The 13,391-nt window shown below is 40.8% G+C and carries 8 protein-coding genes; 6 read left to right on the plus strand and 2 right to left on the minus strand.

What is annotated here, in order from left to right; genetic code table 11:
- The first annotated feature begins 89 nt into the window (after positions 1-89).
- The 3 genes from MWU82_RS15865 to MWU82_RS15875 all read left to right on the plus strand — a co-directional run bounded on the left by MWU82_RS15865 (position 90) and on the right by MWU82_RS15875 (position 5,805).
- On the plus strand, positions 90-2,486 hold the full coding sequence (locus tag MWU82_RS15865; RefSeq protein ID WP_247097127.1) for a penicillin acylase family protein: 2,397 nt from the start codon (positions 90-92) through the stop codon (positions 2,484-2,486).
- Between the two features lie 176 nt (positions 2,487-2,662).
- Positions 2,663-4,198, plus strand: a complete 1,536-nt coding sequence (locus tag MWU82_RS15870) for a YifB family Mg chelatase-like AAA ATPase (RefSeq protein ID WP_247097128.1) — start codon at positions 2,663-2,665, stop codon at positions 4,196-4,198.
- Between the two features lie 176 nt (positions 4,199-4,374).
- Complete coding sequence (locus tag MWU82_RS15875) at positions 4,375-5,805, plus strand: M20/M25/M40 family metallo-hydrolase (protein WP_247097129.1); 1,431 nt, start codon at positions 4,375-4,377, stop codon at positions 5,803-5,805.
- A gap of 394 nt (positions 5,806-6,199) precedes the next feature.
- Here MWU82_RS15875 and MWU82_RS15880 read toward each other — a convergent pair whose 3' ends face one another.
- Entirely contained in the window at positions 6,200-7,351 is a 1,152-nt protein-coding gene (locus MWU82_RS15880; protein ID WP_215948347.1) for a hypothetical protein, read from the minus strand.
- Between the two features lie 227 nt (positions 7,352-7,578).
- Between MWU82_RS15880 and MWU82_RS15885 the strand changes: the two genes are divergently transcribed.
- From MWU82_RS15885 to MWU82_RS15895, 3 genes are all read left to right on the plus strand, one after another.
- Positions 7,579-8,862 carry an agmatine deiminase family protein gene (locus MWU82_RS15885; protein WP_247097130.1) on the plus strand — a complete coding sequence of 428 codons (1,284 nt, stop codon included), beginning with the start codon at positions 7,579-7,581 and terminating at the stop codon, positions 8,860-8,862.
- Positions 8,863-9,078: 216 nt separating this feature from the next.
- Entirely contained in the window at positions 9,079-11,154 is a 2,076-nt protein-coding gene (locus MWU82_RS15890) for a S9 family peptidase (RefSeq protein ID WP_247097131.1), read from the plus strand.
- 261 nt (positions 11,155-11,415) lie between these two features.
- On the plus strand, positions 11,416-11,655 hold the full coding sequence (locus tag MWU82_RS15895; protein WP_247097132.1) for a hypothetical protein: 240 nt from the start codon (positions 11,416-11,418) through the stop codon (positions 11,653-11,655).
- 136 nt (positions 11,656-11,791) lie between these two features.
- Here the strand turns inward: MWU82_RS15895 and MWU82_RS15900 are convergent, their stop codons facing one another.
- The gene (locus tag MWU82_RS15900; protein WP_247097133.1) at positions 11,792-13,102 is read right to left on the minus strand and encodes a serine hydrolase domain-containing protein; all 1,311 of its coding nucleotides are present in this window, start codon (positions 13,100-13,102) and stop codon (positions 11,792-11,794) included.
- Positions 13,103-13,391: the final 289 nt, after the last annotated feature.

Consider the following 13,391-nt stretch of genomic DNA (forward strand, 5'->3'; position numbering starts at 1 on the left):
ATTATTTTCACTTTAAGAAATAAAAGTACTCCCAGGAGTACTTTTTTTATATCCTGAATTGCCATACCTTTAATCTAAAACCTATAAGTGTGAAAGTATTAAAAAAGCTGCTCTGGATAATTTTGGGCATTATCGCAATATTGGCCTTGAGTAGTGCCATTTATGTTTATACCCATACCCCGGAGTATGCCGGCAACATTGAAACGGATAAATTAAATAATAAGGTGGAGGTTTATTTTGACACCTATGGTATACCTCATATTTATTCAAATTCTGAAGAAGATGCCCTAAGAGTACTGGGTTATGTCCATGCCCAGGACAGGCTGTGGCAAATGGAGTTGCTTCGCAGGATTGCAAAAGGCGGACTTTCGGAAGTTTTTGGTGAGGATATGCTTAAAACGGACAAATTCTTTCTGTCCTTGGGTATAGATGATGCCTCCCAACAAACCGTGGAAAAAATTTCAAAAAACAGCCCCATGGTCAAACTTTCCCAGGCATATTTGGATGGGATCAATAAGTTTATAGCAGAAGGGCCAACCCCAATTGAATTCCATCTTACCAGCTTGGAAAAAACTCCGTTTACCCTTAAGGACATCTATAATACCGTGGGATATATGGCCTTCAGCTTTGCCATGGCCCATAAAACCGATCCCTTGCTGACGAACATTAAGAACAAACTAGGGCCAGCCTATTTAAGTGATTTGGAAATAGGCGCCGACCCCAAAAAAACATTGATCAAAAATTACAAGCCCAGCATTCGAGATTCCATTAAAAATGAAATTGCCAGCTTGGTTTCAGAGGTATTGAAAGATTTTCCGGTCCCTCAATTTGAAGGGAGCAATAGTTGGGTAATAGCTCCAAATAAGACCAAAAACGGTAAGGTTATTTTGGCCAACGACCCCCATATTGGTTTTGCCCAACCCTCCGTTTGGTATGAGGCCCATGTAAATGCCCCTACCTACGAAAAGTATGGTTATCATTTGGCCGGGGTACCATTTCCTTTATTGGGGCATGACCGAAAATTGGCCTACGGACTCACCATGTTCGGGAATGATGATATTGATTTTTACTATGAAGAGGAAAAACCAAATGACCCCAGCTTCTACAAAACCTCTACGGGGTGGGAAAAATATGAGTTGGTAACCAAGACCATAAAAGTAAAAGGGGAGGACGACCTTAGTTTTACCTTTAAGAAAACCCATCATGGTCCCATTCTCAACGGAATTGCCGATCAGGTAATGGACCAGCGGCCAATAGCCATGTCCTGGATCTATACCAAATTGGAAAACAAGGTCATGGATGCCCTTTATGGCATGTCTCATGCCCAAAATTTAACGGAATTCAAAGAAGCCCTGCCACATATTCATGCCCCAGGCTTAAATATTATGTACGGGGATGCTGTGGGCAATGTAGGGTGGTTTGCAACAGCCAACCTTTATCAAATGCCAGATAGTACCAATACCAAATTTATTTTAGAAGGAAGTACGGGAAAGGAGGAACCCATTCGTTATTTGGATTTTACCGAAAACCCCATGGCCATTAATCCGCCTTGGAACTATGTGTATTCTGCCAACAATCAGCCCGATTCCATCAATGGAAGGTTTTATCCAGGTTATTACCTGCCCGAGAATAGGGCGAAAAGGATTGTAGCACTTTTAGAACCGAAAAATGATTGGGATAGGGATACGGTACAGGAAATGATAGTGGATGCTACTTCCAGTGTAAATGCCAAAGTGGTCACCAATTTGGCCAAAAGTATTGAAGTAAAGGGTATGACAGAGGCACAGATTAGCGTCTTGGATAGAATGAATGTTTGGGACGGGAACAATCAACTACAACAAATAGAACCTACCGTTTATCACCGTTGGATCTACTTCTTACTAAAAAATACGTTCGAGGACGAATTGGGACCCCAGATGTTTCAACAATTGTTGGACACCCATTTCCACAAACGGCTAATAGCCCCAATGGCCGCAAAAGATAATTCGGTTTGGTGGGATGATGTAACCACCACGGACAGTGTAGAAACAAAAAATGAAAGGGTGAACCTCGCTTTCAGACAAGCATTTCGGTCACTGGAAGAAGATTTTGGCACAGACCCTAACCAATGGACCTGGAATAAGGTACATACTCTGGAACACGGGCATCCCATAGGACAGATCAAGGCACTAAGATCATTTTTTAATGTGGGGCCCTTCCCTGTTTCAGGAACTAGGGAAGTAATCAACAATATGTATTTCAAATATGACGACACCGGTTTATACCCGGCAACTTCCGGCCCCTCTACAAGAAGGGTAATCGATTTTTCCGACATTGAAAATAGCACCAGTATACTACCAACAGGACAGTCCGGGAATCCTTTCAGTGAACATTATGAAGATCAGGCCGAAATGTACAATCAGGGCAAATTTCGAAAAATGATGATGAACAAAGAGGAGATTATCAAAACCCATGAATCCATATTGATCTTTGAGCCTAAAAAGTAATGTATCAACGGCAGTGGCCAAATTACTGTAGAAGATTAAGCCATAATATAAACCTGGACATATAGTATTAATTCCAACATTCCTTTCAAATTAGCTGCCAATACCCTATAAATTAGCTTATTATCAACACCCGAAAATTTATTTTATTTGTTTACATTTAGACAAATAACAAGTAAATGCTTACAAAAGTTTATGGTAGTGCGGTTTTTGGGGTTGAAGCTACGACCATCACCGTTGAAGTAAATATCGACAAAGGCATCGGCTACCATTTAGTAGGTCTGCCAGACAATGCTATAAAGGAGAGCAATTACCGTATAGCGGCAGCATTACAGAACAATGGCTACAAAATACCCGGAAAAAAAATCACCATAAATATGGCACCTGCCGATCTTCGCAAAGAAGGTTCGGCCTACGACCTTACCCTGGCTTTGGGTATTCTGGCCGCCTCCAATCAGATTAAATCGGAATCCATAGAAAAGTACATTATCATGGGCGAGCTTTCACTGGACGGGAGTTTGCAGCCCATAAAGGGAGCCTTGCCCATAGCCATTAAGGCCAAGGAGGAGGGATTTAAAGGGTTTATTTTACCCAATGAAAATGCAAGGGAAGCCGCTATAGTAGACGATTTGGAAGTGTACGGCATAGACAATATTAAAGAAGTGATGGACTTCTTTGATAAGGGTACCCCTTTACATCAAACCATAATAGACACTAAAGAAGAATTTTATAAAAGCCTGGATTTCCCTGAATTCGATTTTTCGGATGTGAAAGGACAGGAGAGTATAAAACGCTGTATGGAAATCGCCGCTGCCGGCGGACATAACATTATCCTTATAGGTCCCCCGGGTGCGGGGAAGACCATGTTGGCCAAACGCCTGCCTTCCATTTTACCGCCCATGACCTTGCACGAAGCTTTGGAGACCACCAAAATTCATTCTGTTGTGGGGAAGATCAAGAATATGGGCCTTATGAACCAAAGACCATTTCGTAGCCCACATCACACTATTTCGGACGTCGCCCTTGTCGGTGGCGGAGCATATCCCCAACCTGGGGAAATATCCCTATCCCATAACGGAGTCCTATTTTTGGATGAACTGCCCGAGTTTAAAAGGGGCGTACTGGAAGTAATGCGCCAGCCCTTGGAAGACCGGGAAGTGACCATCTCCAGAGCACGATTTACCGTAACCTATCCTAGTAGTTTTATGTTGGTGGCCAGTATGAATCCAAGTCCGGGCGGCTATTTTAATGATCCCGATGCCCCTGTGACCTCTTCTCCTGCTGAGATGCAACGTTATTTGAGCAAGATTTCAGGGCCTTTGCTGGACCGAATCGATATTCACATAGAAGTAACGCCTGTACCATTTGAAAAGCTGTCAGAGGAACGCAAAGGGGAGGGCAGTGTTGAAATACGGAAGCGGGTTACTGCCGCCAGGGAAATTCAGACCCAACGCTTTGCGGATATGGAGAACGTGCACTATAATGCCCAGATGAATACCAAACAAATACGGAAATATTGCAAAATGGACGACCCTTCCAAGGAGCTATTAAAAAATGCCATGGAGCGATTAAACCTATCGGCCAGGGCCTATGACAGAATTCTGAAAGTAGCAAGAACTATCGCCGATCTGGAAAATGCCACGGATGTAAGTGGAAATCACATTGGCGAAGCCATCCAGTACCGCAGCCTAGACCGTGAGGGATGGTTGGGGTAAGCCAGACATATTTTTAACTAATTACACCATAACAGATAACCACTATTCGCATTATGAAAATTCATTCTAAAATTCTAATCACAGCTTTCTTATTAGTAGGATTCACGGCATTAAGTCAAACAAAATCAATAGCACTTGCCAAAATTAATACAGAAGGTTTTCAGAAATCCCGAGTTATGAGCCTAATCGGCGACCTTTCAGATGTTTACGGCCCTCGGCTAACAGGAACAAATCAATATTATACAGCAGCAGAATGGGCAAAGAAGACCATGGAAAATTGGGGAGCAGACAAGGTTTATTTCGAAAATTATTGTAATGATTGTATGGGTTGGGAAGTAAAATCCTTTAATGTAGAAATGACAGCACCTGCCTATATGAAAATACAGGCCTATCCCTATGCCTGGACAGAAAGCTCCAATGGTGTCCAAATAGGCGATTTAATTTGGATAGAAAGTCATACCGATTTAGAAAATGTAAAAAACCAATGGAGCGGAAAATTAAAAGGAAAGACCATACTCATAGGTTCTGCTCCAGAACAAAATATGTTATTCGATGCACTTTCAACAAGATTTACTGAAGACCAAATTGAAGAAGCTGAAAAATCAATTGTCCCTGCCCCGAGTAACCCTTTAGGGCCAACTGCCGGTGATTTGAATTTAATTGAAGATTTAGAAGTAATATTCAACAGTTTCATGAGAAAGGACGATGCTTTTTTTGCTTTTTTAAAAGCAGAAGGAGCCTTAAGTATTTTAAGAACTACGCCTTTTTATCCAGGTATTGTTCATCCAAGTGGTACTTATAATTATAAAGAAGGTCATGTAAAATCGGTTCCATATTTCGCTATTTCACCTGAAAGTTTCGGAAAATTAAAACGCTTAATAGATAGGGAAATCAATCCGAAAATTAAATTCCATTTAGATTCCGAGCTTTATTTAAAATCTGAAAATAATGTAAACATTATAGCGGAGATTAGCGGTTCAGATCCAAAATTGAAAGACGAAGTGGTTATGATAGGGGCACATTTTGATTCTTGGCACCCAGCATCTGGAGCAACGGATAATGGAGCCGGGTCGGCAGTCATGATGGAAGTGATGCGAATAATAAAAGCAACCGGATTAAAACCAAAACGAACTATTAGATTAGCACTTTGGGGAGGTGAGGAGCAAGGATATTTAGGATCTATGGCCTACGCACAAAATCACTTTGGAAAAGTAAAGGAAAAGAATAGAAAAAAAGAGGTTGAAAAAATTTCGGCCTATATAAATATGGATAATGGTGCCGGACAAATGCGAGGTATCTATTTACAGGGTAACGAAGCGGTAAAACCCATTTTTGAAGAAATGTTGGCTCCTTATGAGTATTTGGATGTGAACAATCTAACCATTCAAAACACCAATTTTACCGATCATGATGTTTTTGATTATTACAAGATTCCTGGATTTCAGATAATTCAGGACAAGCTAAACTATAGTACAGTAACACATCACACCAATTTAGATGCTTTGGAATATGTACCGGAACGCGATATGATGATCAATGCCACCGTTATTGCAGCGCTGGTTTATCAAATTGCGGAACTGGATTCCCGTTTGCCTAGAGAAGATTAAAAGTTTCTTATTTTTTGTAAAGCAAAGTCGGGAGACTTTGCGTAGAGAGGCATTTTTGGTACCCGAGCCTGCCCCGCCGTCAGGCAGGCGCAACGCTAGCACCAGCAGGGTACTAATTTTTCCCCTCTTGGGTGAGCCTGTCCCGCCTTTTTGGCGGGAGGCTAGGGGTGGGTTTAATATGCAAAATCATTCTTTTAATCTCTTCCAATACCCAGTTCAAATTGTTCTGCACATCGAGCCTTTTCTTGGTCAATCCGACAGTAAAAAAGCAGGTTAGCATTAGTGGGGAGGTCGAAGTGTTTTTTATTGTATGCAGGTACCTACCTATCCGTAGGTTAATAACCTCGCGCCGAGCGAGAGACCAGATTTTTTTATATCTTAAGTATAATATATGCTATTGTTCTATCCTTTTTAATTCCTGCCATTTTAACTCGTTCATGTTATCATCAAAATTGGGATCATAACCTTGAAGTTGGGTGCCAATATATTCGCCATTATTGTTCATCCAATACTGATTGGCACCTTCGTCTACCTTATAGGTCTTACCAGTAGAAACATCCGCAACATTGATACGTTCGTACATAGCATCAATAAACTGCTCCTGATTTTTGTCACTTGCGGCATTACTGGCTTTCCAACCACTCATTATGGCATCATTGATGGCATTACTTTTATTCACAAATTGCCGCTGACTTTCTTCAAAAGACCGTTGATTTTGGGCCATTCTCGCGTTAAATGCCGCCCAATTTGCCCCCACCCGTTGCGCTTCCTCCTTATTGTAAGCCATGATGGGCTCCAAGTTATAGCGGGTATTGGCCAGACTAAATATATATTGCTTTTTTGCTGTTTCAAAATAGGAAGGCTCCGCCTCCAATCCCGCTGCTATATAGAACCAATTTTGCATGGATTGGGAAGTGCTTACGTTTAAATGTACTATGGTAAAATAGGAATTACCATTCTGCAATTTCCAATCAATACCATAAACTGCGACGTCCGAACGGCTGGGCATGGCCTTAAATAATTGATCCCAGTACCATTTATCCATTTTGGTTATTTCAGGGATTTCATAATACTTTACATATTGCAATCCATTACTATTTCCCCAAGGTATAAAGTCCTGCTGCACCAATTGCTCAATTCCTGGCATCTGTCGCATTCGTTGTCCACTTTGAGAGTAGGCATATTGCAGATTTGGGTCAAAATTTGCCATAAAATTTTGAAGCGGAAAATACGTTATTTTTAAACCACGGGGTCCTGTAATGCCATCCGCTCCTAAATTCCACGAAGTTGGCATGGGGAGTATTGAAGAAACCATTCCATTTCCGTCAATATTCTTTTTCATTTCCAATTTTTCCCAATATCCGTTGGACTTAACTTCTTTGTTTTTTACTACCGGCCTACTTTCAGAATTATCCGAATTATCAGTATTGTCAGTAGTATTGGAATTATAAGACTCGGTAGTACTCTCAATGTCTTTGGCCTCATTGTGCTTACAACCCAAAAAACTTAATGCTAATAGCCACAGTAACAAACAGTTGGTTTTCATAATAAGAAACTTTTATAGGTCCGTTAATTAAAAATAATCAATTTTACTTATATATTTAGGGGGTGTTAAAAACTTTGTCCCGCTTGCGGCAAAGGGGAGCTTTTCAAATCCTGACTATTTCTTTACGGCCTTAATGGAACAATTTCAAAATGCTTTAAAATAGAAATAGGATCATGATGGTTGTGCCTATATTTATTTAAGTGTATAAACCCATAAAATGCGGTGGTATGAAGTTAATTTTAAATAGCATTTTATTTTCAATGCTGATTCTTTCGTGTTCCTCTCCCAAGAAATCCGACCCAATAATTGCTGTAAATCAACCTGCCGAGTTCGAATCCCAAGAGGCGATTTGGCTAATTTGGCCATCAACCGATCATAAGGAAGGGGAGTCCGTTGAACAAGTAACGCTTGCCATTGTTGAAGCCTTAATGGGAAATATAGGTATAGTAATAACTTGCAAGGACAAAGAACTTTTAACGCAAGCCGAGGAATCCCTAAAAAAGTATTTTGGGGAATTGCCAAAACTTAAACTTCTGCAACTCCCCTCCGTGGAGATCTGGGCACGGGACATGGGACCCATATTTGTTGAAACCAATCAAAACACTTGGGCCATTGCCGACTTCAACTTTAATGCTTGGGGCTATTCCGACACTTTGGACATAGATACAAAAACCGAGGAATTGTATGATGAAAGGGTTGCCAAACATTTTCAGCTACCCGTAATTTCAAGTAGAATGATCAGTGAAGGGGGAAATAGGGAAGTGAATGGCAAAGGTACCCTAATTACCACGGAAGCAGTAGAAATGGACAGAAATCCAGACATGACCAAAGCGGATATGGAGAAGGAATACAAAAGGCTCTTGGGGGTTAAAAAGATTATCTGGTTAAAACAGGGTTTGGTGGAAGACGATCATACTTTCCGTGGCCCCATAACCACCGTAGACGGTGACAAAGCCTATACGGTAGTTACTACCAATGGTCATGTTGACGAATTTGCCCGCTTTGTAAATGATTCCACGATCCTTTTCGCTAAGATGGATAGTGTAGATCTCGAAGATCCAATTGCCTTTGAAAACCACAAACGCATGGAGGAAAATTACCGAATATTGTCTGAAGCAACAGACCAGAATGGCAAGCCATTTACTATTATCAGAATGCCACTACCCGGAACAATTTTTTCAAGTATGAATCCAGGGGATTATGTTTACGAGTACATTAAAACACTGGACTATACCAACGGAAGTACCTTTCCGAATGGAGAGCCCATAAAAGTCATGGCGGCACTCAGCTACCTTAATTTCATTATAACCAATAAGGTGGTCATTGGACAGCGTTGTTGGAGGGAAGGCATGTCTAACGAGTTGAAACTAAAGGATGACGAGGCTGTTCAAATTTTGCAATCCGTTTTTCCAGATCGAAAAATAGTCATGATCGATGCCCTTGCGGTCAATTTAGGAGGTGGTGGCATCCATTGCATCAGTATGCACCAGCCGTTATTTTCTTCCAATTAGAGGTGTAATTACAGGGGACTTCCCTGTAAATACTACACTATTATTTCCTTGACTAGTCCGTTGGCTTATATGGCACATCTGCCCACTATTAGGCAAGCTCGTGCCCAAAGTTACTTATATCAAAAAAAGAAGAATTGTTATCAAAAAACACCTCTAACATACTGTAAATCAGCAATTAATTACTTACCTTTTACTACAATTTAAACCATTGACTATATGAAAACAACTACCTCTTTATTCATTTTAATTTGCTTTTTAATCTTAGGATGTGCCGAGAAAGAAAGAGAAACAACAGAAGTCACAGTCCCAGATCTGGTAGACCGTGAACTATTTTTTGGGAACCCTGACAAAATACAGGTAAGGATTAGCCCTGACGGTAAATATTTTAGTTATAGAGCCCCGGTCAACAACGTCATGAATATATGGGTGGCCCCTATAGAAAATCCGGAGAACGCCCAGCCAATTACCAACGATACCTTGCGCGGTATACAGGCCTATCAATGGAGTTACAAGTCAGGAAATATACTATACGCGCAAGATAAGGGTGGTGATGAAAACTGGCATGTTCACTTACTGGACGTGGAAAGCAAAACGGATACTGACCTTACCCCACAGGAGGAGATTATAGGAACTGACGGGAAACCGATTATAGACCCCAATACAGGGCAGATCGTGCGGCCAAGAGCAGATATTCTGAGCGTATCCAGGGAGAATCCAGATGAGATACTCATCCAGATAAATAATTCGGACCCTTCCAATATGGATGTCTACAAAGTAGATTTGAATACCCACAAAATGAAGCTAGTATTGAAAGATGAATCTTTTTTACAGATTTTGCCCGATAACCTATACAATATCCGTCTGGCCACAAGAACTAATCCAGCTGGGGGCCAAATTGTTTACAAATACAATAATGGTAAGTGGGAGGAATATTTTAGGGTTCCACAAGAGGATATGCTTTCGTTTGGCTTCTTTGGATTTGACAAAAACAACCAGAACGCTTATATGATAGACAGCAGGGACAGGGACAAAGCTGCCCTGTACACCTTAAATCTGGAAACCGATGAAAAGAAAGTAATAGCTGAAAACGAAAAATCTGACATTGCCGATATTTTGGTGCATCCTACCACCTATGAAGTTGAGGCCTATGCCACCAATTATCTACGCAAGGAATGGGTTCCATTGACCGAAGAAGCAAAGGGGAACCTGGATTATCTTAGTACACATAAAGAGGGAGAATTAACTGTACATTTTAGATCTACGGATAATAACACTTGGATTTTATCCTATGATTCGCCACAGGAATATTTAAAATATTATAAGTATGACCTAAAGGCGAAAAAAGCCGAATTCCTAGTTGCATCCAAACCTGAATTTGATGATGTGCCATTGGCGAATATGTACCCCGTTGAGATTGAGAGCAGGGATGGTTATAAATTGGTTTCCTACCTTACCATACCCCAAGAATTGGATGTTAATGGTAGAACCTCCAAACCAGCTCCAACCGTATTATTGGTCCACGGCGGACCTTGGGGTAGAGATAATTTTGGATTCAACGGTTTACACCAATGGTTGGCCAATAGGGGGTATGTAGTACTGAGCACCAATTTTAGGGGATCTATTGGCTTTGGGAAGAAATTTATCAATATTGCTGCCAAGGAATGGGCCGGTAAGATGCATGATGACCTAATAGATGCCGTGGACTGGATGGTGGAAGAAAAGATTGCCGACAAGGAAAATGTAGCCATTATGGGTGGAAGTTATGGTGGTTATGCCACCTTGGTAGGCCTTACCTATACTCCAGATGTCTTCGCTTGCGGTGTGGACATCGTTGGCCCATCCAATCTTACTACCCTTCTCAATACAATTCCACCATATTGGAAATCGTTCCGGGATGTCTTTGTTCAGCACATTGGAGATCCGGATACCGAGGAAGGCCTCGCTTTACTTGAAGAACGCTCACCCTTGAACCGCGTAGACAGTATCATAAAACCTTTGCTCATAGGACAGGGGGCGAATGACCCACGTGTTAAACAGGCTGAGGCCGATCAGATTGTAAAGGCTATGAACGAGAAACAAATTCCCGTAACCTACGTACTTTATCCTGATGAGGGACATGGCTTTGCAAGACCAGAAAATAATCTTTCGTTCTTTGCGGTTTCTGAAGCATTCCTTGCCCAGCACATTGGTGGTAGATACCAGGATATTGGCGACGATTTTGAGGGCAGTAGTATTCAAATAATTGACTCAGGCAACTTGAACAGTTTAAAGACTCCTGAAGGAAAACAATAGACTAAAAACATTAACTAAATTGTAACATTTTGTCCCAATGACCATGGACATTATGGGTGCAATTATATTGCCGTATCTGGTAACAAAGGCCTGGCTGCCTGCGAGACAAAAGTACGAGCGTGACGCCTGCCTGAGGGCGAGGCAGGCTTGTCCAGCAAGGGTTTTCAGGGGGTATTAATCGATAATATGATTTTTCAGTAAAATTATTTAATTAAAAATCATTATATTAATTACACTTAATAATAATTAAAATCTATTGTTATGGAAAAATTATTTTTGATTCCCTTCCCAGTTACAAAAGAAAATGTTGATGAAGTATTAAATGCACTTTTGGTAATTGACATTATAACTAAAACAGATTCTGACAGAAACTTAAATAAAGAATTAGTTGAATGGTTGAGGTTCAATAAAAAACTCTCGAACTCCAATTTTGACCCATCTAAAACGTTTAATGATTATATCTTAAAAACGAATGACAGAATTAAAACCTTTAATAATTAGTTGTATGGGGTTTTGGTCTAGATACACCCGTTAGCGCGAGCGTCAACAAGAGAAGGGCCGGCAGGGAAAGTGGTCAACCTAAATCAGGGACGTACAACTTTGAACTTTTGACTTTGAACATTCAACTAACAAATGTTTATTCCAAATGTAACTGGACCAGATCATTACCCGTATTCAGTTGATTATAAGGAGTAGTTTCTCCATATATTCCCTTCACTATGGCATATAGATCCGGGATTACGGTTTTGGCGATTCTACTGTTGTTGCTCAATAGCACACAGATACCCAGATCGGCTTCCGGATAAATAGCTATTTCATTTCTGTAGTTGTTGACACTTCCTCCATGATGCCATATAGTTTTTTCTTGGTCCGAGTCCTTCTCCATGAATTTATGTATTCTCCATCCATAACCATAATAAGATGTTTTATGTCCTGGCCAATGTTGGTAATACTTGCTTTCCCCTTTAATTTCTATAAAGGGGGAAAAAGTTTCTGCAAGAGCAGATTTGCTCATTAATTCCGGGTTATGCCCGAGTAAAAATCGCATCCATTTGGCCATATCAACAGAGCTGGCACTAATACCTCCCGCTGCAATGGCGTTGTAATAATTGTTTGAAAGGGGCAATGTTCTCCAGCCGTTTCTTCTTTTGGAGTGTGGCATGGCCACATTTTCCATGTGCGCCAAGGTTTCATAATCCATGGTGGTAGAACACATACCCAATGGATTAAAAAAAGTATTGGCCAACACCTCACTTATATCCTGTCCGGTTGCTTTATGTATCATTTCCCCACATAGCGCAAACATGGCATTCTGATAACTATACATTGATCCGGGCTCGCTGATCGGGGTAATTTCCTTAAAACGTTGGGCAATATCCTGTAGTGGCAGTCCGGCCTCCACGAGATTGGTATAACTATGATAAGGGGTGCCTGCAGTGTGTGATAAAATATTGGCTAAAGTGATTTTATTGGTATTGTCCTTGTCGCCAAATTTAAATTCCGGTATAAAGTCGCTTACCCTGTCCTCCCAATGTAATTTGCCTTCATCCTTTAATTCGGCAGCCAATACCCCTGCAAATCCTTTGGAAAGGGATCCTAGTCTAAAAATAGTCCCTCCATCTACACGCTCGTTGCGATTGATGTTTCGTTTGCCATAGCCATCCGAAATTATAATAGAATCATCCTTTACAATACTCACTCCTGCACCTACAATATCTCCTGCAGCGATAGCCTTATCAAAATAGGCATTGATGGCCACTTTCAATTCATCTTGATGCCTTTTATAAAGCATCTCCTCTTTGGCATTCAAGGCGTCCTTTAAATGTTCAATACTTGTAACAGCTACCTTGGGTCCTGGATCGGGGGGCGAATTAAAAGCGTTTAAAACAAGGGTTACTAGCGTAAGGATTAAAAGCGAAATCCCGATTAAGGTTTTGCTTCTCTTCATAAGGGGTGCGTTTTATTAATGTAATTTTTGATAAATATAGGATGATATACTTAAATAACGGATGAAATACACAGTTTCTTACTTATGTCCTTAATTTTTAACACTTAAATCTAACTGGTTGCCCGTCATATCTTAAAAAGCACTGTACTATTGTACTAACGCATAGGTTTACTGTCCATGTTCCAAGGTAAACCTAGCCGGCAGCCAGGTTCATTCGAGAGGTTTCGGACGTTTACACATTTAAATTGAGGTCTCCGCTGCGATAGACCAGACAACATTATCATAAACA

This window comes from Arenibacter sp. S6351L, assembly GCF_023016025.1.
GTDB lineage: Bacteria > Bacteroidota > Bacteroidia > Flavobacteriales > Flavobacteriaceae > Arenibacter > Arenibacter algicola_B.